The organism is Streptomyces sp. NBC_00091, assembly GCF_026343185.1.
Taxonomy (GTDB): domain Bacteria; phylum Actinomycetota; class Actinomycetes; order Streptomycetales; family Streptomycetaceae; genus Streptomyces.
The window spans coordinates 1,436,052-1,460,798 of record NZ_JAPEMA010000001.1 but is presented as its reverse complement, the minus strand read 5'-3'; the positions used below and the strand labels follow the sequence as shown (position 1 = coordinate 1,460,798).

Below are 24,747 nucleotides of genomic sequence, written 5' to 3'. Positions count from 1 at the left end.
GGGTGGCCCAGGAGGCCCGGCCGCCGCAGCGGCCGGGCCAGATGGGGGATGGTGCCGCGGACGGCCTGCGGCGCGTCCGGGGGGCACTGCTGGCGGCGCTCCTAGGGGGCGCGGCGGTCGCGGGCGCCGAGACCCTCGTCGTCGGTGTCCGTCCACAGCGTGCTGTCGTACGGGGTGTCCGGGATGTGCACCATCCGGGACGGGTCCGGCGGCCTGGTGGCGGCGGCCGGCGACTGCCGGGCGACGTCCTTCTCCAGCTGTTCCACCGAGCGGACCAGCTCGTTCAGATTGCGTCGTACGGCGGTCAGATCATCTTGCAGGGACATGGCTCGCCCTCACTTCCGCGGGTGCGGTGGCAATGCTCACGGGCGCCTGCGAGTGTCGCGCCTCCCGTCCCCGGTTGTGAAGGGACGTGCAGCGATTCCGGGCGCGCAGGCGCAAACCGTGCGCCCCTCCCTGCCCCCATTCTCATCCCTCGTCCGGGGGAACGCTCGCCTGGGACACGTCCCGCGGGAGCCGGGCGGCAAGCCGGATTGGTCCGCACGGGTGGGGTTCGCGGCGTGGCGAGGGTCCGCTCCGGAGGACGCGGGCGGCTGTCGATTTCAGTGGGTTTCGACACCAGTGTGATCAGCTCCATATACCGCCGAACGTGATCAAGAACCCTCTTTCACAGCCCTCACGCCCCGCCCCGGAGGTACCACCCATGACCCAGAGAAGGCGCAGGTCCTTGGCGCTCCTCACCTCGGGAGTCCTTGCGCTGCCGCTCCTCACGGGCTGCGGGGCGGGCGAGGACGAGGGCGGCCCGGCCGCCGCGGGACCGGACATCGCGACGACCGTCCGCGAGCAGGTCGCCGACGGCGGCGTGCTGCGCTGGGCGGTGGACGCCCTGCCGGAGACCCTGAACACCTTCCAGGCCGATGCGGACTCCACCACCAACCGGATCGCGGGGGCGGCCTTGCCCCAGCTGTTCACGCTCGACGCCAAGGGCCGGCCGGTGGCCAATCCCGACTACCTGGAGAAGGCCGAGGTCGTCGAGCGCGAGCCCAAGCAGGTCGTCCTGTACAAGCTGAACCAGCAGGCGGTGTGGAGCGACGGACGCGAGATCGGCGCCGCCGACTTCGTCGCCCAGTGGCGGGCCCTGAACGGCAAGGACTCGGCGTACTGGACGGCCCGCAACGCGGGCTACGAGCGGATCGAGAAGATCGAGCGCGGCAAGACCGACCTGGAGGTCAAGGTCACCTTCGTCAGGCCGTACGCCGACTGGCGTTCCCTGTTCAGCCCGCTCTACCCCAAGCAGGTCATGGGCACCCCGGAGGCCTTCAACGAGGGCGCCCGCGGCGCACTCAAGGTCACCGCCGGCCCCTTCAACCTCGGGGCCATCGACAAGAAGACCGGCACCGCGGCCCTGACCCGCAACGCGCGCTGGTGGGGCCGGCCCGCGAAGCTGGACACGCTCGTGCTGACGGCGGTGCCCCGGGCGGGCCGTCCGGCCGCGCTGGCCGAGGGGAAGATCGACCTGGCCGAGATCGACCGCTCGGGCGCCGACCGCATCGCCCTCGCCCACCGGGACGCCGGCCGCGTGGACGGCACCCACGGCCCGGGCGCCTCCCTCACGGTCGCGCAGGCCACCCTCTCCTGGGCGCTGGCCCACGGCGCCGACGAGGCCAGGGCCAAGGAGGAGCAGGAGACCCGCCAGAAGAACGCTGACGCCACCCGCAAGTACGCGGACGAGCAGTCGGCCCTGCGCGGCTTCACGGTCCGCAAGTCGCTGGAGCCCGCCTACACCCAGCTGGCCATGAACGGCGCCTCCGGCCCGCTGTCGGACGAGCGGGTCCGCCGGGCGGTGGCCCGCGCCCTGGACCGCAGGACGCTGGCCGAGATCGTGCTGAAGCCGCTCGGCCTGCCCGCGAAGCCGGTCGGCAGCCACCTGGCGCTGGCCGGGCAGCAGGCGTACGCCGACAACAGCGACGCCCTCGGCGGCCAGGACACCCAGGCGGCCCAGGCCCTGCTGGCGGACGCGGGCTGGCGCAAGGGCGGCAAGCTCAGCGAGCCGGCCGGGGCGAAGGCGGGCGCCGAGAGCGCCGAGAGCGCGACGGACGACTCCAAGACCCCGGCGGGCCCCGGCACCGGCAACGACGGCCTGTACATCGTGGGCCAGGACGACGGGCGCAACGGCGGCCTGCGCTCCGCCGCGGCCCGACTGGCCGCCCGGGGGGCCCGCCCCGGCCTGCCCGGCGCCCCCGCCGCGGGGCTGCACGTCCTCCCGGAGGGGCCCGCGCGCGGTTTCGAGGCGGAGCCGGTGGAGGGCTTCGACACCTTCGCCCGCACCGACCGGCCCTCCCCGGCGCTGGCCCCGGCCTCCCTCGCCGCCCAGCAGGAGCACGTACTGCTGACCCAGGCGGAGGCCCTCGACGACGGCAAGGCCGCCCCGGCCGCGGACGAGGGCGCGGACGGCAAGGAGCCCGCCTGGGCCAGCCCGGCCCCCGTCCCGGCCAAGCAGGCCGCCCGCACCTCGGGCGCGATGCTCGCCAAGGACGGCAAGCCTCTGAGCCTGCGCTTCGTCCTCCCGGCGGGCCCCGGCTCGGAGGCCCTGCGCACGGTCGGCGAGCGGATCTCCCAGATGCTCCAGAAGATCGGCGTCAGCACCCAGCTCACCAAGGTCGCGGACGAGAGCTTCTTCAAGGACCACATCGCCTCGGGCCAGTACGACCTGGCCCTGTACTCCTGGCCCGCGACGGCCTTCCCCGCCACCGACGCCCGGCCCATCTTCGCCAAGCCGGAACCGGCCGCCGACGGCTCCCTCCTCGTCGAACAGAACTACACCCGGGTCGGCACCGACCACATCGACCAGCTCTTCGACCAGGCGGCCGGCGAGCTCGACGAGGAGCAGGCCCGCGAGCTGATGCGCAAGGCGGACGCCCGGATCTGGGCCGCGGCCGGTTCCATCCCGCTCTACCAGCGCCCCGAGCTGGTCGCCGTCAAGCCGGGCCTGGCCAACGCCGGGGCCTTCGGTCTCGCGGCGCCCCGCTTCCAGGACATCGGCTGGAAGAAGCCCCCTCAGGCCAAGGAGGCCAAGGACGCCGGGAAGAAGTAGCGCGGGAGAAGAAGTGGTGAAAAAGGGGGGCCTGTCAGGTTGACCCCCGGGTGGCAAGCTCAGAAGTGACTCAAGTCCCTTGCCCGCCGGATCCCCGGCGGGCAAGGTCGTGCACACCCATTGACCCGCCCGTTGACCCGCGAGCACACAGGCCGCACCCACAGCCGGGACCCCCCTGTCGGGCCCCACCCGAATCCCGGCCGTCCTCAGCCTTCCGGCCTCTTGACAGACCCCCCGGCGAGCGGTTCCCGCCACGCGACGTACCATGGGGTAAGGCCGTGGCAGGTTTTCCGCCCGGCCGAGGCGAGCGTGCCGGACCGTACGCGACGCCATCCACTATCCCGGGAGAAGCGCCGAAGTGCCCACGCGCCACGACATCCGTAACGTCGCCATCGTCGCCCACGTCGACCATGGCAAGACGACCATCGTCGATGCCATGCTCAAGCAGGCCGGTGCCTTCGCCGCCCACCAGCACCTCGACGACCGCATGATGGACTCGAACGACCTGGAGCGTGAGAAGGGCATCACGATCCTCGCCAAGAACACGGCGGTGAAGTACCACCCCAAGGACGGCGGGGCGCCCATCACGATCAACATCATCGACACCCCCGGCCACGCCGACTTCGGTGGTGAGGTCGAGCGCGGTCTGTCGATGGTGGACGCCGTCGTCCTGCTGGTGGACGCCTCCGAGGGTCCCCTGCCCCAGACCCGCTTCGTCCTGCGCAAGGCCCTGCAGGCGAACATGCCGGTCATCCTCTGCATCAACAAGACGGACCGCCCGGACTCCCGGATCGACGAGGTCGTCAACGACACGTACGACCTCTTCCTGGACCTGGACGCGACCGAGGAGCAGATCGAGTTCCCGATCGTCTACGCCTGCGGCCGTGACGGCGTGGCCTCGCTGACCAAGCCCGAGGACGGCACCGTCCCCGCGGACAGCGACAGCCTGGAGCCCTTCTTCTCCACCATCCTGGAGCACGTCCCGGCCCCGGTGTACGACGACGAGGCGCCCCTCCAGGCCCACGTCACCAACCTGGACGCCGACAACTTCCTCGGCCGCATCGCGCTGCTGCGCGTCGAGCAGGGCGAGCTCCGCAAGGGCCAGACCGTCACGTGGATCAAGCGCGACGGCACCCAGTCGAACGTCCGCATCACCGAGCTGATGATGACCGAGGCGCTCACCCGCAAGCCGGCCGAGGTGGCGGGCCCGGGTGACATCTGCGCGGTCGCCGGTATCCCCGACATCATGATCGGCGAGACCCTGGCCGACCCGGAGAACCCGATCGCGCTCCCGCTGATCTCGGTCGACGAGCCGGCGATCTCCATGACCATCGGTACGAACACCTCCCCGATGGTCGGCCGCGGCGGCAGCGGCAAGGGCGCGGACGCCAAGTCCGCGGTCAAGGACCGCAAGGTCACCGCGCGCCAGGTCAAGGACCGTCTGGACCGCGAGCTGATCGGTAACGTCTCGCTCCGCGTCCTCGACACCGAGCGTCCCGACGCCTGGGAGGTCCAGGGCCGCGGTGAGCTCGCGCTCGCCATCCTGGTCGAGCAGATGCGCCGCGAGGGCTTCGAGCTGACCATCGGCAAGCCGCAGGTCGTCACGCAGGAGATCGACGGCAAGGTGCACGAGCCGGTCGAGCGCATGACGGTCGACGTCCCCGAGGAGCACATGGGCGCGGTCACGCAGCTCATGGGCGTCCGCAAGGGCCGCATGGACAACATGTCGAACCACGGCTCCGGCTGGGTCCGCATGGAGTTCGTGGTCCCGTCGCGCGGCCTCATCGGCTTCCGCACGGAGTTCCTGACGAACACCCGCGGTACCGGTATCGCCCACTCGATCCACGAGGGCCACGAGCCGTGGTTCGGCCAGCTGGTCACCCGTAACAACGGTTCCCTGGTCGCCGACCGCGCGGGCTCGGTCACGCCGTTCGCGATGATCAACCTCCAGGAGCGCGGTGTCCTGTTCACCGACCCCGGCACCGAGGTGTACGAGGGCATGATCGTCGGCGAGAACTCGCGCGCCGACGACATGGACGTGAACATCACCAAGGAGAAGAAGCTCACCAACATGCGTGCGGCTTCCGCGGACAACACCGAGAACGTGGTGCCCCCGCGCAAGCTCTCCCTGGAGCAGTCCCTGGAGTTCTGCCGCGACGACGAGTGCGTCGAGGTGACCCCGGAGGCCGTGCGCATCCGCAAGGTCGTCCTGGACCAGAAGGAGCGCTCGCGCACCGCGTCGCGCGCCAAGTCGGCCAAGTAGTACGCGAGTCGGCCTCTGGCCGGAATACGTACGGCTGACAACGGCCCCTCCTCACACCGGATCGGTGTGAGGAGGGGCCGTTCGCGTTTGTCAAACGGATTGTTGAGTTCTGATGTCCGCATAGCGGCCGTGACACTCCGGATGATGAGCTAACCGTCCGTTTCGCACGTGTCTGTCTCCTATCCGTTTGTCCGGATATCGGGTTTTCGCCATGCGGTGATGTTGTGAAAACGAGACCACTTAAGTGTGGTTTACGGCCTGGGTGTCCCTGAGGATTGGCTCCATTGAGCTCGGGTCAATGGGTCACACGCTGTGGGGAGCGTCGACTCACGAGCACACACGATGGGACCGGATTTCGCTGTCAGGGGTGTCAGCGGGAACCGGGTCCTTCACGAATCGACAGTGACTCCTGAGGAGGCAAATACCCATGCGCGGAGCAACGAGCGCCAAGTGGGTCGCGGGTGCCGTCATCGTGGCGATGGCTGCCACGGCTTGCAGCACCGGTAGCAACGACGCCGGTGGTAAGGGCGGCAACATCACGGTTGTGCTCGGCGAGCCGCAGCACCGCCTGATTGGCCAGGACACCGCCGAGTCCGAGGGCTCCGAGGTCATGAACGCGGTCTTCACCGGTCTGGTCAAGTACGACACCAAGACCAACGAGCCGAAGCTCGACGCGGCCGAGTCCATCGAGTCCACGGACTCGAAGACCTGGACCATCAAGGTCAAGGACGGCTTCACCTTCCACAACGGTGAGAAGGTCGACGCGCAGTCCTTCGTCCGCGCCTGGAACTGGGGTGCCAACCAGGACAACGTCGCCGAGGCCATGCCGTTCTTCGCCAAGATCGACGGCTCCGAAGAGCTCGCGCCGGGCAAGGGCAAGACGCCCACCGCCAAGGAGCTCAAGGGCCTCAAGGTCGTTGACGAGAAGACCTTCACCGTCACGCTGAAGGAGCCCTTCTCCCAGTTCAAGACCATGCTGGGCTACAACGCCTTCTTCCCGCTGCCGAAGGCCTTCGAGGCCGACCCGAAGAAGTTCGGCGAGCAGCCGATCGGCAACGGCCCCTTCCAGATGGACGGCGCCTGGGAGCACAACAAGCAGATCAAGGTCAAGCGGTACGACAAGTACCCGGCCGAGGGCCGCGCCAAGCTCGCGGGCGTCACCTTCAAGATCTACGACAACATGGACACGGCGTACAACGACCTGCGCGCCGACAACATCCAGATCGTCGACAAGCTCCCGATCTCGGCGATGGCCACCGTCTCCCAGGAGTTCGGCGACCGCTACATCTACAAGCCCGAGTCGGCCGTCGGCTACATCGGCCTCCCGCTGGAGACGAACCCCGAGGCGTTCGGCAAGCTGGAGATCCGCAAGGCCATCTCCATGGCGATCGACCGGGACTCGCTCACGAAGACCATCTTCAACGGCACCCGCAAGCCGGCCGACGACTTCATCAGCCCGATCGTCCCGGGCTACCGCAAGGGCGCGCTCGGCGAGGTCGGTCAGTACAACCCGACCAAGGCCAAGGAGATGTTCGAGGCGGCCGGCGGTGTTCCCGGCAACAAGATCGAGCTCGGCTACAACGCCGACGGCGGCCACAAGGAGTGGATCGAGGCCGTCGCCAACCAGCTGAAGGCGAACCTCGGCATCGAGGTCACCGCCAAGCCGTACGCCAAGTTCGGCGACATGCTGGACGACCTCGGTGCGGCCAAGTACAAGGGTGCCTTCCGCATGGCGTGGTCGATGGACTACCCGGCGGCGGAGAACTACCTGCGTCCGGTCTTCTCGAAGGTCGCGATCGAGCAGGGCTCCAACTACGGCCACTACCGTAACGACGAGTTCGAGAAGACCATGGCGGAGGCCGACAAGGCCACCGACGCCGCCGAGGGCCTGAAGCTGTACCAGAAGGCCGATGACATCGTCATCCGCGACCTTCCGTACATCCCGGTGTTCACGTACATGTCCTCCGCGGCCTACTCCAAGTCCGTGAAGAACGTCGAGGTCGACGCCCAGGGCCAGATGGACCTGGCGAACGTCGAGCGCAACTAACACCCCTCGTCACCAAGGGGATCCGGGGGCGGGTAGACGGAATCAGGTTTCCGTCTGCCCGCCCTTTCCCCCTGTTCTTTGCTGGAGGTCTGATGGGCCGCTACCTCATCCGCCGACTCATACAGGCGATCCCTGTGCTGATCGGTGCCACGTTCCTGATCTACCTGCTGACCTTCGCGATGCCCGGCGCTGACCCGATTCAGCTCCTCGCGGGCGAGAAGAAGGCAGACCCCATCGTCGCCGCGATGCTGCGCGAGAAGTACCACCTGGACGACCCGTTCCTGCTGCAGTACTGGAACTACATCACCGGCGTGTTCCAGGGCGACCTCGGTGAGACCCTCACCGGCCGCAAGGTCGCCGACCTGATCGGCGAGGCGTTCCCGTACACGGTGAACCTCGCGATCTTCGCCTTCGTCATCGAGGCCGTCGTCGGCGTCGCGGCCGGCATCATGGCCGCCCTGCGCCGCGGCAAGTTCCTGGACCAGCTGGTCCTGATCTCCACCCTGATGGTCATCTCGATCCCCGTCTTCGTGACCGGCTTCGTGCTCCAGCTGACCCTCGGCGTCGAGCTGAAGAACAGCTGGGGCATCGAGCTCTTCTCCGTCTCCTTCAACGAGAACGACGGACTGCGCGCCTACCTCCTCCCGGCGTGGGTCCTCGCTTCCACCTCGCTGGCGTACGTGGCCCGACTGACCCGTACCAGCCTGATGGAGACCATGCGCGCGGACTACGTGCGCACCGCGACCGCCAAGGGCCTGCCCCGCCGCCGCGTCGTGATCAACCACGCGCTGCGCAACGCGCTGATCCCGATCGTCACCTTCCTCGGCGCCGACCTCGGCTCCCTCATGGGCGGTGCGGTCATCACCGAGCGCATCTTCAACATCCACGGTCTCGGCGGTCTGCTCGCCCAGTCCGTCTACCTCAAGCAGGGTGCCGTCGTCGTGGGTGGTGTGACCCTCCTGGTCCTCATCTACCTCGTCGCCAACCTCCTTGTGGACCTGCTCTACGCCGTGCTCGACCCGAGGATCCGCTATGCGTGACACGAATACGGTGGAGGACTCGATGACCGACACCCAGACTGCCGGCCCCTCCGCCGGCACGCGGGCCGCCAAGGGCCAGGACAAGAAGAAGGACCGCGAGGCCAGCCTCTGGTCCGACGCGATCTCCGACCTGCGCCGCAACCCGATCTTCATCATCGGTGCCGCGCTCGTGGTGTTCCTGCTGATCGTGGCCGCCGTGCCGCAGCTGTTCACCGACGGCAGCCCCTTCGACGCCGGCGCCTGCAAGCTCGAGGACTCGCTCAAGACCCCGAGCTCGGCCCACTGGTTCGGCTTCGACATCCAGGGCTGCGACGTCTACACGCGTACCGTGTGGGCCGCCCGCAACTCCGTGATCGTCGGCGTCGTCACCACCTCGCTCGTCCTCATCGTCGGCGGCGCGCTCGGTCTGATCGCCGGCTGGGTCGGCGGCATCGTGGACAGCTTCCTGTCCCGCTTCACCGAGATCTTCTTCGCGATCCCGCTGCTGCTCGGCGGCATGCTGATCATGTCGGCGATGCCGGGCAACGCCTGGACGGTCTCGCTGGTCCTCGCCGTCCTCGGCTGGCCGCAGATCTTCCGCATCATGCGGTCCTCGGTGCTGCAGAACAAGAACAACGACTACGTCGTGGCCGCCCGCGCCCTGGGCGCCGGGACCCTGCGCATCACGATCCGCCACATCCTGCCGAACGCCGTCGCCCCCGTCATCGTGGTCGGCGCGATCAGCCTGGGTGTGTACATCTCCGCCGAGGCGGCGCTGTCCTACCTCGGTATCGGTGTCCAGCCCCCGGAGATCTCCTGGGGCCTGATGGTCAGCGACGCTTCGGCCCGCTGGCTCCAGGCACCGCACATCCTGCTGTTCCCGTCCATTGCGCTGAGCGTCACCGTGCTCGCGTTCATCATGGTCGGAGACGCGGTACGCGACGCCCTCGACCCGAAGCTGCGCTGAGGAAGGGCGTACGTTGACCACTATCGACAAGACCTCGAACGTCCCCGCGCCCCGTTCGGCGCCGGAGGGGACCCCCCTGCTCGAAGTGCGCGACCTGCACGTCGAGTTCCACACCCGCGACGGTGTCGCCAAGGCCGTCAACGGAGTCTCGTACTCCGTCGACGCCGGCGAGACCCTCGCCGTCCTCGGCGAGTCCGGCTCGGGCAAGTCCGTGACGGCGCAGGCCATCATGGGCATCCTCGACATGCCGCCCGGCAAGATCCCCTCTGGTGAGATCCTCTTCCAGGGCCAGGACCTGCTCAAGCTCCCGGCCGAGGAGTTCCGCAAGGTCCGCGGCCAGAAGATCGCCATGATCTTCCAGGACGCGCTGTCCTCGCTGAACCCGGTGCACACCGTCGGCGCCCAGCTGGGTGAGATGTTCCGCGTCCACCGCGGGATGTCCAAGAAGGACGCCACGGCCAAGGCCGTCGAGCTCATGGACCGGGTGAAGATCCCCGCCGCCAAGGCGCGCGTGGGCGACTACCCGCACCAGTTCTCCGGCGGTATGCGCCAGCGCATCATGATCGCCATGGCGATGGCCCTGGAGCCCGACCTGATCATCGCCGACGAGCCGACCACGGCCCTCGACGTGACGGTCCAGGCCCAGGTCATGGACCTGCTCGCGGAGCTCCAGCGCGAGATGAACATGGGCCTGATCCTGATCACCCACGACCTCGGCGTCGTCGCCGACGTCGCGGACAAGATCGCCGTCATGTACGGCGGCCGGATCGTCGAGAACGCCCCGGTCCACGAGATCTACAGCCGCCCGGCGCACCCGTACACCCGCGGCCTGCTCGACTCGATCCCGCGCCTGGACCAGAAGGGCCAGGAGCTCTACGCGATCAAGGGCCTGCCGCCCAACCTGCTCAACATCCCGCCGGGCTGCGCCTTCAACCCGCGCTGCCCCAAGGCTCAGGACATCTGCCGCACGGACGTGCCGGTCCTGCACCAGGTGACCGAGCAGGACGGCACCGAGATGCCGGGCCGCGGCAGCGCGTGCCACTTCTGGAAGGAGCAGATCCATGGCTGACCTCACCAAGCCCAAGGGCGAGCCGATCCTTCAGGTGCGCAACCTGGTCAAGCACTTCCCGCTGACCCAGGGCATCCTGTTCAAGAAGCAGATCGGCGCGGTCAAGGCCGTCGACGGGATCTCCTTCGACCTCTACCAGGGCGAGACCCTCGGCATCGTCGGCGAGTCCGGCTGTGGCAAGTCCACCGTCGCCAAGCTGCTGATGAACCTGGAGAAGGCCACCGCCGGCGAGGTCTTCTACAAGGGCCAGGACATCACCAAGCTGTCCGGCGCGGCCCTGAAGGCCGTCCGCCGCAACATCCAGATGGTGTTCCAGGACCCGTACACCTCGCTGAACCCGCGCATGACGGTCGGCGACATCATCGGCGAGCCGTACGAGATCCACCCCGAGGTGGCTCCCAAGGGCGACCGGCGCCGCAAGGTCCAGGAGCTCCTGGACGTCGTGGGCCTCAACCCCGAGTACATCAACCGCTACCCGCACCAGTTCTCCGGCGGCCAGCGCCAGCGCATCGGCATCGCCCGCGGCCTCGCGCTCAACCCGGAGATCATCATCTGCGACGAGCCGGTCTCCGCGCTCGACGTGTCGGTGCAGGCGCAGGTCATCAACCTGATGGGCAAGCTCCAGGACGAGTTCAACCTCTCCTACGTGTTCATCGCGCACGACCTCTCGATCGTCCGGCACATCTCGGACCGCGTGGGCGTCATGTACCTGGGCAAGATGGCCGAGATCGGCACCGACGCCGAGATCTACGACCACCCCACCCACCCGTACACCCAGGCCCTGCTCTCCGCCGTGCCGGTGCCGGACCCGGAGGCCCGCGAGGGCCGCGAGCGGATCATCCTCACCGGTGACGTCCCCTCCCCGGCCAACCCGCCGTCGGGCTGCCGCTTCCGCACCCGCTGCTGGAAGGCCGAGGAGAAGTGCGCCACGGAGGAGCCCCTGCTGGCGATCCCGACGCGCTTCAAGAACGTCGACAGCCCGGCCGCGCACGAGTCGGCCTGCCACTTCGCGGAGGAGAAGGCCATCCTGGCCGTCTGATCCCGCACAGCGGTACGCAGTCCGGGGCGCCCGGGACCGGATCCGTCCGGCCCGGGCGCCCCGGCGTTTCCCGCCCGCCCCGAGGGGCCCGAAGTCTGTTGCGTCCGTGCCCCGGCGCCGCCGACAGTGGACGGATGACCGACAAGCTGACCGTCCGGCCCGCCGGCCCCGGGGACGCCTCCGACATCTGCGGACTCCTCAACGCCGTCGACGTCATCGAGATCGGCAGACCCGAGACCGATCTGGGCACCGTCGAGGCCGACCTCAACCACCCCGAGGTGGACCTGGCCACCGACTCCTGGGTCGCCCTCCAGGGCGGCCGGCTCGTCGCCTACGCCCTGGTCTGGGCCGACTCCGGACCGGGCCGCATCGACGGCGACCACTACGTCCTGCCCGGCCACGGTGACGCCGCCCTGCGGCTGCTGCGGCTGATGGAGGCCCGGGCCCGCGCGATGGCCGCCGGCGCCGGCCCCGGAGCCCGGCTGCGGATCCAGCTCAACGCGAAACCCACCCTCGACCTCACCCTCCTCACCGGACGCGGCTACCGCAGCGTGCGCCGCTACCAGGTGATGACCCGCCCCCTGGCCCCGGCCGCCGACCCGGCCCCCGGCCCGGCCCCCGCCCCGCCCGAGGGCCTGACCCTGCGCGACTGCGCCGCCGACGAGGCCGACCGCCGTCGCGCCCACGCCCTGGTGGAGGAGACCTTCGCCGCGCACTTCGGGCACGCGCACCGCACGTACGAGGCATGGCTCGACCACCTCGACGCCCGCGCCCTCGACTGGTCGCTGGTGTGGATCGCGAGCCTGCCCGGCCGGGGCGACGTCGCCGTCCTGCTCAGCCGCGACGACCGCACCAGCATGGGCTGGATCAGCCACCTCGGCGTCACCGCGGACCTGCGCGGCCGGGGCATCGGCGGCCACCTGCTGCGCCACGGCTTCGCCGTCTACGCCGCCCGCGGCCGCGACACCCTGGGCCTCGGCGTGGACGTACTCAACGAGAGCGGCGCCCTCGCCCTGTACGAGGCGCACGGCATGGGCCTGCACTACGCGGTCGACACCTGGGAGCTGCCGTTGCACTCGCAGGGGTGACAGGCGGGGGACGCGCGGGTGCAATCGGGCCAACCTGGAGTGCACGGGGCGACACATGGGGTGACATTGCCCCTAAGTGAGACCCGGGACCCAGTAGGAGGCACTCCATGCGCGGAGCCACCCACGCCAAGTGGGCCGCATGTGCGGTGGCCGTAGCCCTCGCGGCGACGGCCTGCGGCGGCGGAAGCGACAGCGGCGGGGGCGGCGGTGCGGCCGGGATCGTCAGCTCCTCCTGGGGTGACCCGCAGAACCCGCTGGAGCCCGCCAACACCAACGAGGTGCAGGGCGGCAAGGTCCTCGACATGCTCTTCCGGGGCCTCAAGCGCTACGACGCGAAGACCGGCGAGGCCAAGAACATGGTCGCCGAGAAGATCGAGACCACCGACGGCCAGAACTTCACCATCACCCTGAAGGACGGGTGGAAGTTCAGCAACGACGAGCCGGTCACCGCCCAGTCCTTCGTGGACGCCTGGAACTACGCCGCGGACGTGGGCAACAAGCAGAACAACGCGCCCTTCTTCGCCGACATCGTGGGCTACGCCGACGTGCACCCGGCGAGCGGCGAACCCAAGGCCAAGACCATGTCCGGCCTGGTCGTCAAGGACCCCAAGACCTTCACCGTCGCCCTGAAGGCCAAGTTCTCCACCTGGCCCGAGACCCTCGGCTACCAGGCCTTCTCCCCCCTGCCCAAGGCCTTCTTCACCGACCACACCGCCTGGCTGGACAAGCCCGTCGGCAACGGCCCGTACACGGTGGACTCGTACACCAAGGGCACCGGCATGAAGCTGCGCACGTGGGAGGGCTACCCCGGCGAGGACAAGGCGCAGAACGGCGGCGTGGACCTCAAGGTCTACACCGACAACAACACCGCCTACACCGACCTGATCTCCGGGAACCTCGACCTCGTCGACGACGTGCCCGCGCAGCAGCTGAAGAACGTCAAGAACGACCTCGGCGACCGGTACATCAACCAGCCGGCCCTCATCATCCAGACCCTCACCTTCCCCCTGTACGACGCCCAGTGGGGCAAGGAGGGCATGGAGAAGGTCCGCCGCGGCATCTCGATGGCCATCAACCGGGACGAGATCACCCAGCAGATCTTCCGCGAGACCCGCACCCCGGCCAAGGACTGGACCTCCCCGGCCCTCGGCGCCAAGGGCGGCTTCAGCGCCGCCGTCTGCGGCGACGCCTGCAAGTTCGACCCCGCCGAGGCCAAGAAGCTCATCCAGGAGGGCGGCGGACTGCCGGGCGGCAAGATGACGCTCACCTCGAACGTGGACACCGGCTCGCACCGCGACTGGATGGACGCCGTCTGCAACAGCGTCAACAACGCGCTGGGCGAGGGCCCCGTCTGCACGGTCAACCCGATCGGCACCTTCGCCGACTTCCGCAACCAGCAGAGCGCCTTCAAGCTCACCGGCCCCTTCCGCGCCGGATGGCAGGCCGACTACCCGCTGATCCAGAACTTCCTCCAGCCGCTGTACTACACCGGCGCCTCCTCCAACTACGGCAAGTTCAGCAACCCGGAGTTCGACAAGCTCGTCGACCAGGCCAACCAGGAGACCGACCCCACCAGGGCCACCGCCGCGTTCCAGGACGCCGAGAAGATCCTCGCCGAGCAGATGCCGGCCATCCCGCTCTGGTACCAGAACGGCAGCGCCGGCCACTCCGAGCGCATCTCCGACGTCGCCCTGAACCAGTTCAGCATCCCGGTCTACAACGAGATCAAGGTCAGCTGACCACCCCTACGGATCGAACCCGGAGCAGTCCGTGACTCCACCCACCGCCAAAGCGGCGGGCTTCCTGCGTCGGTGGCGAGGCCTCCGCGCAGAGGGCCAGCCCGGCCCTGTGCAGAACGTTCAAGGCGCCCACGCGGTCGGCATTCTCGGCCAGCCCGCACGCGGTGCACTCGAACTTCGCTTGGGTGACGCGGTTCTCCTTCGCCACGTGCCCGCATCCGCCTATCTCGGGCGGGCACGTGCGGGAAGTGTCGCGGGCGTCCACTTCGATCACTCGGCGACCGGCGCTCTCAGCCTTCTTCGCCAGGATCGACAGGAACTGCCCCCAACCTGCGTCGAGGATGCTGCGATTCAGCCCAGCCTTGGCGGCGGCACCGTTCGGGAGGAACGCGCCGTCGTTCTCGGGGTCGGGCCTGGGCGCGGGCGCCTTCGTCATGCCCGCTGTGTTCAGCCGCTCGTGCCCGATCACGTCGTACCCACGCACGAGGGCCAGAGCCTGTTTGTGGTGGTGGTCCAAGCGCTGCCGCCGGATCCTGGCGTGCAGCTTGGCGACCTTCCGGGCTGCAGCCCGGTGCTTCTTCGACCTCTGCCGGGTGTGTTTGGGGAACGTCGAAAGGTGCTGCTGGGCGGCGGCCAGCTCGTCGGCCATCGCGTCGAGGAACCTGGGGTTTGCGACGTGTGCACCGCTGGAGTCGGTGAAGAAGTGCACCGTGCCCATGTCGATGCCCACGATGGTTCCCGTCGAGGGCAGGGGCTCGGCCGGCACTTCGTCGCAGGCAAGGACGACGTACCAGCGTTTGCCCTCGCGTTTGACGCTGATCGTCTTCACCCGGCCGCGCAAGCTCCGGTGCTGGTGCACCCGGACATGCCCGACGCCCTGGAGGCGTATGCGGGTCTGCTGGTCGTGTGGGGTGGAGTCCCACCGGCAGCCGTCCCCGTCCCTCGGGAACGTCACGGTGTCGAAGTGCCCCACACCCTTGAAACGGGGGTATCCGGGTTTCTCCCCGGCCTTGACCCGGCGGAAGAACGCGGCGAACGCTTTGTCGAGACGGCGAAGCGTCGCCTGCTGGGAAGAGAACGACCAGCGGCCCTGGCGCTCCGGGTCGAACGCCCGGATCTCCTTGAGCTGCGCGGATTGATCCCCGTACTTGATGCTCTTCTTCGAGGAATGCCGCCAGGCATCCCGCCGCTCCTGGAGCGCGCCGTTGTAAAGGGAGCAATGGTCGGCCAACATCGCCCGCAGCGCGGCTTCCTGACCGGCGGTGGGCCGCAGAAGGAACTTGTAGGCGCGTATCAACCCCGCACCTCTGTGTCCTTCTTCCCAGAGCCTTCCCACTGGGTGTCGATGTACTTCTCCACCGCGGCCGCTGAGAGGCTGCCGGCAGATGCGGCGAAGTACGACGACGACCACAGCGTGGGCATCCGCGACTTCAGATGCGGGAACTCCTCTCGGAGCGCATGGGAGGTGAAGCCCTTGAACTGGTTCGCCACATGCGACGCCGACGACTTCGGGTCGTGTTTGACGAACAGGTGCACGTGGTCCGGCATCACCTCAAGCTCGATGATCTCCCACCCGCGCTCGTCGGCTTTGGCCCGCATCAGCTCGTCCAGACGTTCCGCGACCAGGCCGTCGAGCACCGGACGGCGGTACTTCGGGCACCACACCACGTGGAGAGCGAGGTCGCACTCGCCGCCAGAGAACTGGCGAACCCTCCGGGTCACAGTCACATCGTCACTATACAGACGTGACAGGTCTAATGCGGTGGAGAGGTGGTACAGGTGAACAGTGCGGATCCGTGCACTGGATTGAGGGCAGAGCAGCCCAGAGCAGCCATGCGCCACCCCGCTAAAGCGGGGCGTCCCCTGGCCAGGTTCTGATGGGACGTTACGTGATCCGGCGGCTGCTCCAGATGATCCCCGTGTTCATCGGCAGCACCTTCCTGATCTTCTTCATGGTGTACGCCCTCGGCGACCCGGTCGCGGCCCTCTTCGGCGACAAGGCCCCCGACCCCGCCACCGCCGCGCGGATCCGCAAGGACCTCTACCTCGACCGGCCCCTGTGGCAGCAGTACCTCCACTACATGGGCCAGATCTTCCAGGGAGACTTCGGCACCGCCTTCAACGGGCAGAAGGTCACCGCACTGATGGCCTCCGCCTTCCCCGTCACCCTGCGGCTGACCGTCGTCGCCATCGCCATCGAGATCCTCGTCGGCATCACCCTCGGCGTGATCAGCGGCCTGCGCCGCGGCAAGGCGATCGACACCACCCTGCTGGTGCTCACCCTCGTCGTGATCTCGGTGCCCACCTTCGTCACCGGCTACCTGCTCCAGTTCCTCTTCGGCGTCAAATGGGGCTGGGTGCGCCCCACCGTGTCCCCCGACGCACCCTTCGGCCAGCTGATCCTGCCCGGCATCGTCCTCGCCCTGGTCTCCCTCGCCTACGTCACCCGGCTCACGCGGACCTCCATCGCCGAGAACGTCAAGGCCGACTACGTCCGCACCGCCGTCGCCAAGGGCCTGCCGCGCCGCCGGGTCATCACCCGCCACCTGCTGCGCAACTCCCTGATCCCGGTGGTCACCTTCATCGGCACCGACATCGGCGCCCTGATGGGCGGCGCCATCGTCACCGAGCGGATCTTCAACATCCACGGCGTCGGCTACCAGCTCTACCAGGGCATCCTGCGCAACAACTCACCGACCGTGGTCGGCTTCGTCACCATCCTCGTCATCGTCTTCCTGCTGGCGAACCTGCTCGTCGACCTGCTCTACGCGGTCCTGGACCCGAGGATCCGTTATGCCTGAGCCCGAGCACCCCCAAGGCCCCGGCGGCTACGACCCCGTGGGCCCCCGCCCGCGCGAGGCGATGTCGCCCACCGGCCAGGGCGGGGCCATGGACCTGGCCCTCCAGGAGGCGGAGAGCGTGGAAGGCGTCGCGAAGGTGACCGGACCCGCCGGCCCCCGGGAGAAGGCCCGCTCCCTGTGGTCCGACGCCTGGCACCAGCTGCGCCAGAGCCCCGTCTTCCTCGCCTCGGCGCTGCTCATCGCCTTCCTCGTCGTCATCGCCATCTGGCCCCAGCTCATCGCGAGCGGCGACCCCCTGACGTGCGACCTGTCCAAATCGCAGCAGGGCTCCGCCCCCGGGCACCCCTTCGGCTACGACACCCAGGGCTGCGACGTCTACACCCGCACCGTCTACGGCGCCCGCGCCTCCATCACCGTCGGCGTCTGCGCGACCGTCGGAGCCGCCCTGCTGGGCTCCGTACTCGGCGGGCTCGCCGGCTTCTTCGGCGGCTGGGGCGACGCCCTGCTCTCCCGGGTCGCCGACATCTTCTTCGGCATCCCCGTCGTCCTCGGCGGCCTGGTCTTCCTGTCCGTGGTCACCAGCAGCACCGTGTGGCCCGTCGTCGGCTTCATCGTGCTGCTCGGCTGGCCGCAGCTCGCCCGCATCGCCCGCGGCTCGGTGATCACCGTCAAGCAGAACGACTACGTCCAGGCCGCCCGGGCCCTCGGCGCCGGCAACGGCCGCATGCTGCTGCGGCACGTGGCCCCCAACGCCGTCGCCCCCGTCATCGTCGTCGCCACCATCGCCCTGGGCACCTACATCGCCCTCGAGGCCACCCTGTCCTTCCTCGGCGTGGGCCTGCGCCCGCCCACCGTCTCCTGGGGCATCGACATCTCCAACGCCGCCTCCCAGATCCGCAACGCCCCGCACATGCTGCTCTACCCGGCGGGGGCCCTGAGCCTGACCGTGCTCGCCTTCATCATGCTCGGCGACGCGGTGCGCGACGCCCTCGACCCCAAGCTGCGCTGAGGAGTGAGTCGCCAGATGCTGCTCGAAGTGCGCGACCTCCAGGTGGAGTTCACCACCCGCGACGGGGTCGCCAAGGCCGTCAACGGGGTGAACTACTCGGTCGACGAGGGCGAGACCCTCGCCGTGCTCGGCGAGTCCGGCTCCGGCAAGTCGGTGACGGCGCAGGCCGTGATGGGGATCCTCGACATGCCGCCGGGCCGGATCGCGGGCGGCGAGATCCTCTTCAAGGGCAAGGACCTGCTGAAGATGAAGGAGGAGGAACGCAGGAGGATCCGCGGCGCCGACATGGCGATGATCTTCCAGGACGCCCTCTCCGCCCTCAACCCCGTGCTCAGCGTCGGCGCGCAGCTCGGCGAGATGTTCGAGGTCCACCGCGGGATGTCCCGCAAGGACGCCCGGGCCAAGGCCGTCGAGCTGATGGACCGGGTGAGGATCCCGGCGGCCCGCGAGCGGGTGGGGGACTACCCGCACCAGTTCTCCGGCGGCATGCGCCAGCGCATCATGATCGCGATGGCGCTGGCCCTGGAACCCTCGCTGATCATCGCCGACGAGCCGACCACCGCCCTCGACGTCACCGTCCAGGCCCAGGTCATGGACCTGCTCGCCGAGCTCCAGCGGGAGCTCAACATGGGCCTCATCCTGATCACCCACGACCTCGGCGTGGTCGCCGACGTCGCCGACAAGATCGCCGTCATGTACGCGGGCCGGATCGTCGAGGCGGCCCCCGTCCACCAGATCTACCGGGCGCCCGCCCACCCGTACACCCGCGGCCTGCTCGACTCCATCCCGCGCCTGGACCAGAAGGGCCAGGAGCTGTACGCCATCAAGGGCCTCCCGCCGAACCTGCTGGCCATCCCGCCCGGCTGCGCCTTCAACCCGCGCTGCCCGATGGCCCAGGCCGTCTGCCGGGCCGAGGTCCCGCCGCTGGCGGAGGTCGCCCCGGACCGGTCCAGCGCCTGCTTCTTCTGGAAGGACTGCCTCGGTGCCTGAGCCCATCCTGGAGGTCCGCGACCTCGTCAAGCACTACCCGCTGACCCAGGGGGTCCTCTTCAAGAAGCAGGTCGGCGCGGTCAAGGCCGTCGACGGGGTCTCCTTCGGCCTCGCCCCGGGGGAGACCCTCGGCATCGTCGGCGAGTCCGGCTGCGGGAAGTCCACCGTCGCCAGGATGCTGGTCCACCTGGAACGCCCGACCGCCGGCGTGATCTCGTACAAGGGCGAGGACATCACCAAGCTGTCGGGCCGCGCCCTGAAGGCGGTGCGCCGCAACATCCAGATGGTCTTCCAGGACCCGTACACCTCGCTGAACCCGCGCATGACGGTCGGCGACATCATCGGCGAGCCGTACGAGATCCACCCCGAGGTGGCTCCCAAGGGCGACCGGCGCCGCAAGGTCCAGGACCTGCTCGACGTGGTCGGCCTCAACCCCGAGTACATCAACCGCTACCCGCACCAGTTCTCCGGCGGCCAGCGCCAGCGCATCGGCATCGCCCGGGGTCTGGCCCTCCGGCCGGAGGTCATCGTCGCGGACGAGCCCGTCTCGGCCCTCGACGTCTCCGTCCAGGCGCAGGTGGTCAACCTCCTGGAGCGGCTCCAGGGCGAGTTCGGCCTCTCCTACGTGTTCATCGCGCACGACCTCTCGATCGTGCGGCACATCTCCGACCGGGTCGGGGTCATGTACCTGGGCCGGATCGTCGAGATCGGCACCGACACCCAGATCTACGACCACCCCACCCACCCCTACACCCAGGCCCTGCTCTCCGCCGTGCCCGTACCCGACCCCGGGGCCCGCGCCCACCGGGAGCGGATCATCCTCACCGGCGACGTACCCTCCCCGGCCAACCCGCCCTCCGGCTGCCCCTTCCGGACCCGCTGCTGGAAGGCCGAATCCCGCTGTGCGGCGGAGGTCCCGCTGCTGGCCGTGCCGAAGGTGTTCCCCTCGGGCCCGGCGGCCCACCCCTCGGCCTGCCACTTCGCCGCGGAGAAGCAGGTGGTCCCGGCCCCGGGCGAACTCCCGCCCCCGCCCGCCTCGCTGACGAAGGAGTAGCCCGTAGCCCGCCTCAGCCGGCCCCGACCGCGAGCGCGCCGACCTCGCTCTCCAGCCACTGCGGCAGGGACAGCAGCCGGACCCCCTCCTGCTCGTCGGGGTCGGTCCGGGCCACCAGGCACACCATGTCCTGCGTGCCCGTGTTCACCGGCATGTGCGGGGTGTCCGCCGGGATGTAGAGGTAGTCGCCGGCCCGCAGGACGAGGTGCTCGGCGAGGCCCTCGCCGTGCCAGACCTCGACCTCCCCGGACTGGACGAAGATGGCCGACTCGTGCCCCGCGTGCAGGTGGGGCCGGCCCCGGGTGCCCGCCGGCATCACCAGCCGGTGCAGGCACAGCCCCCGCGCCCCGGCCGACTGGGCGCTGATCCCCGCCCCGAAGGAGCCGCCCTGGACCCCCTCGTAGCCTCCGGTCCGCACGGCCACGCACTCCTGTTGCTGAAGATCGCTCATGGACGGCAGTAGAGCAGGCCCCCTCGGTGTCCGAACGGTTTTCGGACGCCCCTGTGACCGATCATTTCCAGCCACCCCGTGCGGTGGGGCCAGGGCGTACCGCCTCGGCCCCAACACGCTTAACGCGGGGGCAACTTGACCGTTTCTGTCCCGAGATCTGGGTCGGGCAGTCTGGGTGCCGTTGGACCGTGCGGGTGCCGACAGCCGGCCGGGAGGGCGCGTAGCCCTCCCGGCCGGTCTTCGTGCGCCCCCGGCCGTGCGCGGCATGCGCCCCTCGTGCTGCCGGAATTCGATCGATGCGCTGGTACGGATAGTTATGATCCGTAGCGCACGGTGGGTATGAATTCGCCGAGCATGAGTACGCATACCGATGTCCGCTCGACGTGGAGGTGAAACGCCGTGGCACTCTCGATCTCGGCCGTGGTGCTGCTGGCGATCGTCGTCTTCCTTCTGGTCCGGAGGTCGGGTCTGAAGGCGGGGCACGCGTTCGTCTGCGTACTGCTCGGGTTCTACCTGGCGAGTTCCACGGTCGCTCCCACCCTCAGCCAGCTCACCTCCAACGTGGCGAGCATGATCAGTGGCCTCAAGCTGTAGGCGGTACTCGTAGGCTGGGTCCATGAACGGTCTTCCCGCCCGTCGTCTGCTCCTCGTGCACGCGCACCCCGACGACGAGTCGATCAACAACGGCGTCACCATGGCCAAGTACGCGGCCGAGGGTGCCCACGTCGCGCTGGTGACCTGCACCCTCGGCGAGGAGGGCGAGGTCATCCCCCCGGAGCTGGCCCACCTGGCGCCGGACCGCGATGACACCCTCGGGCCCTTCCGGGTCGGCGAGCTGGCCGCCGCCATGAAGGAACTCGGGGTCGCCGACCACCGCTTCCTCGGCGGGCCCGGCCGCTTCCGGGACTCCGGGATGATGGGCGCCCCGCAGAACAGCCGCCCCGGAGCCTTCTGGTCCGCCGACCTGGACGAGGCCGCCGGACACCTCGTGGAGGTGATCCGGGAGCTGCGCCCGCAGGTCCTCGTCACCTACGACCCCGACGGCGGCTACGGCCACCCGGACCACATCCAGGCCCACCGGGTCGCCATGCGCGGCGCGGAGCTGGCCGCCGAGGCCGCGTACCGCCCGGAGCTCGGCGCCCCGCACGCGATCGCGAAGGTCTACTGGAACCGCGTCCCGCTCTCGGTCGCGGAGGAGGGCTTCGCGCGGCTGCGCGCCGCCGGCGCGGCCTTCCCGGGGATCGCGACCCCGGACGACGTGCCCGGCGTGGTCCCCGACGAGCGGATCACCGCCGAGATCGGCGACGAGGAGGGCGAGCGGGTCCTGGTGGAGGCGAAGACGGCCGCCATGCGGGCGCACGCCACCCAGATCGCCGTGGACGGGCCCTTCTTCGCCCTCTCCAACGACCTGGGCCAGCCCCTGTTCACCCGCGAGTACTACGAGTTGGTCGCCGGTGTGTCCGGAGCCCCGGCCGGCGAGCGCGAGCGGGACCTCTTCGCGGGGGTGGGGGCATGACCACGGCGCTGACCCCGGGGCGGATCGCCGCCCTGCTGGGCCTGCTGGTCGCCGGCGCGGTGACCGGCGCGGCCGGCTGGGTCGTGGTGGACCTGTGGTTCCCGGGCGGGCTGCTGCTCGCCCTGCTGGCGCTCCTGGGGCTGTTCCTCGCCGGCCGGATCTCCATCGGCACGGGGCTCGGGGTGGGCGCCGCGGCGGGCGGCTGGTTCCTCTCCTACGTCCTCCTCAGCTTCCCCCGCCCCGAAGGGGACCTCCTGCTCGGTTCCTCCGGAATGGGTATGTACGCATACCTTTTGGGGGGAAGTGCGGCCGCTGTGATCTGTGCCACGATGCGCGGGCCCGCGCAGGGGCCTGTTTCGGCCTCGAAGTCGCGCGGATGACAGCCCGCTGAACTCCCGCGCCCTCCGATCGGGGACGGGTTGCGGGGGTTTGACGGGCCCTCGGGAGGGGGCGCGCGGAAGCTCAAGAGGAACCTCGGATTCCCGGGGGACAGTTGCGCCCGGGCGGCGGCCAGTATGGTGGACGGGCCGCCGAGCTGCCCGCGCACGGTACGACGGGTGGCGGAGCCAACCGGGAGAACCTGCCTTGAGTCGTGAAACTGACAGTTCGTCCCCCGGGCCCCGGGGGCACGGTGGAGCCGCCTACCCCTCGGGTACGCCGCCGTATGGAACCGGCCAGTATCCGTCCACGGCCGTGCAACCTGGTCCTGGCGCAGCGACCGTCCCGGAGGAGAACCCTGTGACCTCGAACCCGTCCACGCCCGACACCGACGGGCCGAAGACCGAGACCACCCTGACGACCCGGATCCGGATCAACATCCCGGGTTCGCGGCCGATCCCGCCCGTGGTCGTACGCAAGCCCGTGAAGGACGCCGCCCAGAACGCGTCCCCGGCCGCCGCCGAGCCGGCGCCGGCCGAGACCCTGCGGGCCTCCGTCCCCGCGCGCACCGCCCCGCCGGTGCGGCCCGCCGGGCAGGCCCCCGCGCTCGCCCCGGCCCCGGCCGCACCCGCGCCGGAGCCCGCCCAGGCCCCCGCCGACGAGCCGGCCAGCAACTGGTTCGCCCCGCGCAAGGCGGCCGCGCCCCCGCCGGCCGTCACGCCGCCGGCCGTCACGCCGCCGCCCCCGGCGCCCGCCGCGCCCGGCGCGAGCTACGGCTCCGCCGCGCCGACCGGCGCCGGTGCCGGCTTCGCGCCCCCGGCCGCCCCCGGCCGCCCGCAGCCCCCCGCCGCGCCCGGCCGCCCGCAGCCCCCCGCCGCGCACGGCAGCGGCGCCGGCTTCGCGCCGGCCCCCGCCGTCGGCGGACCCGGAGTCGGCGCGCCCCAGGGGTACGCCGGGTACGACGGCGGCCCCGTCACGGAGCCCTTCCCCGCCTTCCCGGAGCCCGCCGGGCCGACCGGCGGACCCGCGCTGGGCACCGTACCCGTGGGCGCCGAAGAGGCCCCGCGCTGGCCCGGCCCCGAGGCCCTCGACGTCCCGGCCCCCGGCCCCGGTCGCGTCCCCGGGCCCGTCCCCGGGCCCGGCCCGGCCGCCCCGCCGCCCGGCCCGCAGCCGCCGCGCCAGACCCGGCCGGCGCCCGCACAGGCCGGCAAGTCCGGCAAGGGCGCCAAGCCCGGCAAGCCCGCCAAGAAGGGCCGCTCCAAGCTGGTCCTGCTCGGCGGCGGCATCGTCGTCCTGGCCGGCGTGGCCTACGGCGCCGGGCTGCTGATGAACCACTCCGACGTCCCCAAGGGCACCACCGTCCTCGGCGTCGACATCAGCGGCAGCCGCGACGACGCCGTCACCAAGCTCCAGACGGCCTTCGGCAAGCGGGCCTCCGCCCCGCTCCAGCTCAGCGTCGGCGGCAAGACGGTCGAGCTGAAGCCCGAGAAGGCCGGCCTGACCCTCGACAGCCAGACCACCGTCCGCAACGCCACGGGCAGCGACTACAACCCCGTCACCGTCATCGGCTCCCTCTTCGGGGTCGAGCGCGCGGCCTCCGCCGTCATGCCGGTCGACGAGGAGAAGCTGCGGGTGTCCCTCCAGGAGCTGGGCGGCGCCGCCGGCTCGGCCTCCGAGGGCACGATCAAGTTCGACACCGGCAAGGCCGTCGCGGTCCCCGGCAAGGCCGGCACCACCCTCGACGTCGACGGCTCCGTGGACAAGGTCACCAAGGCCTTCCGCGAACTCGTCGCCAACGGCAAGGCCCCCACCGTCGAACTGCCCACCGCCACCAAGGAGCCCACGGTCACCCAGACCGAACTGGACCGGGCCATGAAGGAGTTCGCGCAGCCCGCGATGTCCGGCAACGCCACGGTCACGGCGGGCGGCAAGTCCCTCGCTTTCGGCGCCAAGTCCCTGCCGAAGATCCTCAGCATGACGGCCGTGGAAGGGCGCCTCGTCGAGAAGTACGACCTGGAGGCCCTGAAGGCCACCTACGGCAACACCTTCGACGGGGTCCTGATCACCCGGGGCACCGGCGCCAAGACCCCCGTCACCCCGCAGGACGTCGCGGGCGCCCTCGGCAAGGCCCTCCTCGGCAAGACCCCCGCCGAGCGGACCGGCACCATCGACACCAACGCGAACTGACCTGCCCGGACCTGCCCGGCCCGACCCGGTCGAGCC

Annotated in this window: 21 protein-coding genes; 17 read left to right on the top strand and 4 right to left on the bottom strand. The window is 70.0% G+C overall.

Annotation, left to right across the window (positions count from 1 at the left end; genetic code table 11):
- Positions 1-101: 101 nt before the first annotated feature.
- On the bottom strand, positions 102-326 hold the full coding sequence (locus OOK34_RS06250) for a hypothetical protein (protein ID WP_267032867.1): 225 nt from the start codon (positions 324-326) through the stop codon (positions 102-104).
- A 377-nt stretch (positions 327-703) separates the two neighbouring features.
- Between OOK34_RS06250 and OOK34_RS06245 the strand changes: the two genes are divergently transcribed.
- From OOK34_RS06245 to OOK34_RS06205, 9 genes are all read left to right on the top strand, one after another.
- Positions 704-3,094, top strand: coding sequence for an ABC transporter family substrate-binding protein (locus OOK34_RS06245; protein WP_267032866.1), 2,391 nt, complete (start codon positions 704-706; stop codon positions 3,092-3,094).
- A 358-nt stretch (positions 3,095-3,452) separates the two neighbouring features.
- On the top strand, positions 3,453-5,357 hold the full coding sequence (gene typA, locus OOK34_RS06240) for a translational GTPase TypA (RefSeq protein ID WP_267032865.1): 1,905 nt from the start codon (positions 3,453-3,455) through the stop codon (positions 5,355-5,357).
- 427 nt (positions 5,358-5,784) lie between these two features.
- Complete coding sequence (locus OOK34_RS06235; RefSeq protein ID WP_267032864.1) at positions 5,785-7,404, top strand: ABC transporter substrate-binding protein; 1,620 nt, start codon at positions 5,785-5,787, stop codon at positions 7,402-7,404.
- A gap of 92 nt (positions 7,405-7,496) precedes the next feature.
- The gene (locus tag OOK34_RS06230; RefSeq protein WP_267032863.1) at positions 7,497-8,444 is read left to right on the top strand and encodes an ABC transporter permease; all 948 of its coding nucleotides are present in this window, start codon (positions 7,497-7,499) and stop codon (positions 8,442-8,444) included.
- Positions 8,437-9,390, top strand: a complete 954-nt coding sequence (locus tag OOK34_RS06225) for an ABC transporter permease (RefSeq protein WP_267032862.1) — start codon at positions 8,437-8,439, stop codon at positions 9,388-9,390. Before OOK34_RS06230 ends, OOK34_RS06225 begins: the two co-directional genes overlap by 8 nt.
- A 13-nt stretch (positions 9,391-9,403) precedes the next feature.
- Positions 9,404-10,459 (top strand): ABC transporter ATP-binding protein, encoded by a 1,056-nt coding sequence (locus tag OOK34_RS06220; protein ID WP_267032861.1) that lies wholly within the window; start codon positions 9,404-9,406, stop codon positions 10,457-10,459.
- Complete coding sequence (locus OOK34_RS06215; RefSeq protein ID WP_267032860.1) at positions 10,452-11,498, top strand: ABC transporter ATP-binding protein; 1,047 nt, start codon at positions 10,452-10,454, stop codon at positions 11,496-11,498. Before OOK34_RS06220 ends, OOK34_RS06215 begins: the two co-directional genes overlap by 8 nt.
- A 134-nt stretch (positions 11,499-11,632) precedes the next feature.
- Entirely contained in the window at positions 11,633-12,586 is a 954-nt protein-coding gene (locus OOK34_RS06210; RefSeq protein ID WP_267032859.1) for an N-acetyltransferase, read from the top strand.
- Between the two features lie 107 nt (positions 12,587-12,693).
- Positions 12,694-14,325: an ABC transporter substrate-binding protein gene (locus OOK34_RS06205; protein WP_267032858.1), complete on the top strand. Its 1,632-nt coding sequence runs from the start codon at positions 12,694-12,696 to the stop codon at positions 14,323-14,325.
- On the opposite strand, the gene OOK34_RS06200 is transcribed toward OOK34_RS06205, so the two are convergent.
- Positions 14,318-15,622 (bottom strand): transposase, encoded by a 1,305-nt coding sequence (locus tag OOK34_RS06200; RefSeq protein ID WP_267032857.1) that lies wholly within the window; start codon positions 15,620-15,622, stop codon positions 14,318-14,320. The genes OOK34_RS06205 and OOK34_RS06200 overlap by 8 nt on opposite strands.
- Positions 15,619-16,047, bottom strand: a complete 429-nt coding sequence (gene tnpA, locus OOK34_RS06195) for an IS200/IS605 family transposase (RefSeq protein ID WP_267036642.1) — start codon at positions 16,045-16,047, stop codon at positions 15,619-15,621. Before tnpA ends, OOK34_RS06200 begins: the two co-directional genes overlap by 4 nt.
- Before the next feature lie 155 nt (positions 16,048-16,202).
- Here tnpA and OOK34_RS06190 point away from each other — a divergent pair, with 155 nt between their 5' ends.
- From OOK34_RS06190 to OOK34_RS06175, 4 genes are read left to right on the top strand one after another with little or no spacing between them, the layout of a single operon-like run.
- Positions 16,203-17,126, top strand: coding sequence for an ABC transporter permease (locus tag OOK34_RS06190; RefSeq protein WP_267032856.1), 924 nt, complete (start codon positions 16,203-16,205; stop codon positions 17,124-17,126).
- Positions 17,119-18,135 carry an ABC transporter permease gene (locus OOK34_RS06185; RefSeq protein WP_267032855.1) on the top strand — a complete coding sequence of 339 codons (1,017 nt, stop codon included), beginning with the start codon at positions 17,119-17,121 and terminating at the stop codon, positions 18,133-18,135. The genes OOK34_RS06190 and OOK34_RS06185 overlap by 8 nt, the downstream gene beginning before the upstream one ends.
- 15 nt (positions 18,136-18,150) lie before the next feature.
- The gene (locus OOK34_RS06180; protein WP_267032854.1) at positions 18,151-19,125 is read left to right on the top strand and encodes an ABC transporter ATP-binding protein; all 975 of its coding nucleotides are present in this window, start codon (positions 18,151-18,153) and stop codon (positions 19,123-19,125) included.
- Positions 19,118-20,179 carry an ABC transporter ATP-binding protein gene (locus OOK34_RS06175; protein WP_267032853.1) on the top strand — a complete coding sequence of 354 codons (1,062 nt, stop codon included), beginning with the start codon at positions 19,118-19,120 and terminating at the stop codon, positions 20,177-20,179. Before OOK34_RS06180 ends, OOK34_RS06175 begins: the two co-directional genes overlap by 8 nt.
- 13 nt (positions 20,180-20,192) lie before the next feature.
- On the opposite strand, the gene OOK34_RS06170 is transcribed toward OOK34_RS06175, so the two are convergent.
- Positions 20,193-20,630, bottom strand: coding sequence for a cupin domain-containing protein (locus OOK34_RS06170; RefSeq protein ID WP_267032852.1), 438 nt, complete (start codon positions 20,628-20,630; stop codon positions 20,193-20,195).
- 399 nt (positions 20,631-21,029) lie between these two features.
- Here OOK34_RS06170 and OOK34_RS06165 point away from each other — a divergent pair, with 399 nt between their 5' ends.
- The 4 genes from OOK34_RS06165 to OOK34_RS06150 all read left to right on the top strand — a co-directional run bounded on the left by OOK34_RS06165 (position 21,030) and on the right by OOK34_RS06150 (position 24,711).
- Positions 21,030-21,224: a hypothetical protein gene (locus OOK34_RS06165; RefSeq protein WP_045952243.1), complete on the top strand. Its 195-nt coding sequence runs from the start codon at positions 21,030-21,032 to the stop codon at positions 21,222-21,224.
- Positions 21,225-21,246: 22 nt separating this feature from the next.
- Positions 21,247-22,146 (top strand): N-acetyl-1-D-myo-inositol-2-amino-2-deoxy-alpha-D-glucopyranoside deacetylase, encoded by a 900-nt coding sequence (mshB, locus tag OOK34_RS06160; protein WP_267032851.1) that lies wholly within the window; start codon positions 21,247-21,249, stop codon positions 22,144-22,146.
- Positions 22,143-22,526: a DUF6113 family protein gene (locus OOK34_RS06155; RefSeq protein WP_267032850.1), complete on the top strand. Its 384-nt coding sequence runs from the start codon at positions 22,143-22,145 to the stop codon at positions 22,524-22,526. Before mshB ends, OOK34_RS06155 begins: the two co-directional genes overlap by 4 nt.
- 358 nt (positions 22,527-22,884) lie before the next feature.
- The gene (locus OOK34_RS06150; protein ID WP_323183403.1) at positions 22,885-24,711 is read left to right on the top strand and encodes a hypothetical protein; all 1,827 of its coding nucleotides are present in this window, start codon (positions 22,885-22,887) and stop codon (positions 24,709-24,711) included.
- Positions 24,712-24,747: the final 36 nt, after the last annotated feature.

Coding starts and splice junctions, on each gene's coding strand:
- OOK34_RS06235 (WP_267032864.1), top strand. CDS start 5,785: ATGCGCGGAGCAACGAGCGCCAAGTGGGTCGCGGGTGCCGTCATCGTG.
- mshB (WP_267032851.1), top strand. CDS start 21,247: ATGAACGGTCTTCCCGCCCGTCGTCTGCTCCTCGTGCACGCGCACCCC.
- OOK34_RS06205 (WP_267032858.1), top strand. CDS start 12,694: ATGCGCGGAGCCACCCACGCCAAGTGGGCCGCATGTGCGGTGGCCGTA.
- OOK34_RS06215 (WP_267032860.1), top strand. CDS start 10,452: ATGGCTGACCTCACCAAGCCCAAGGGCGAGCCGATCCTTCAGGTGCGC.
- OOK34_RS06250 (WP_267032867.1), bottom strand. CDS start 326: ATGTCCCTGCAAGATGATCTGACCGCCGTACGACGCAATCTGAACGAG.
- OOK34_RS06190 (WP_267032856.1), top strand. CDS start 16,203: ATGGGACGTTACGTGATCCGGCGGCTGCTCCAGATGATCCCCGTGTTC.
- OOK34_RS06230 (WP_267032863.1), top strand. CDS start 7,497: ATGGGCCGCTACCTCATCCGCCGACTCATACAGGCGATCCCTGTGCTG.
- OOK34_RS06155 (WP_267032850.1), top strand. CDS start 22,143: ATGACCACGGCGCTGACCCCGGGGCGGATCGCCGCCCTGCTGGGCCTG.
- OOK34_RS06170 (WP_267032852.1), bottom strand. CDS start 20,630: ATGAGCGATCTTCAGCAACAGGAGTGCGTGGCCGTGCGGACCGGAGGC.
- OOK34_RS06245 (WP_267032866.1), top strand. CDS start 704: ATGACCCAGAGAAGGCGCAGGTCCTTGGCGCTCCTCACCTCGGGAGTC.
- OOK34_RS06180 (WP_267032854.1), top strand. CDS start 18,151: ATGCTGCTCGAAGTGCGCGACCTCCAGGTGGAGTTCACCACCCGCGAC.
- OOK34_RS06185 (WP_267032855.1), top strand. CDS start 17,119: ATGCCTGAGCCCGAGCACCCCCAAGGCCCCGGCGGCTACGACCCCGTG.
- OOK34_RS06210 (WP_267032859.1), top strand. CDS start 11,633: ATGACCGACAAGCTGACCGTCCGGCCCGCCGGCCCCGGGGACGCCTCC.
- OOK34_RS06225 (WP_267032862.1), top strand. CDS start 8,437: ATGCGTGACACGAATACGGTGGAGGACTCGATGACCGACACCCAGACT.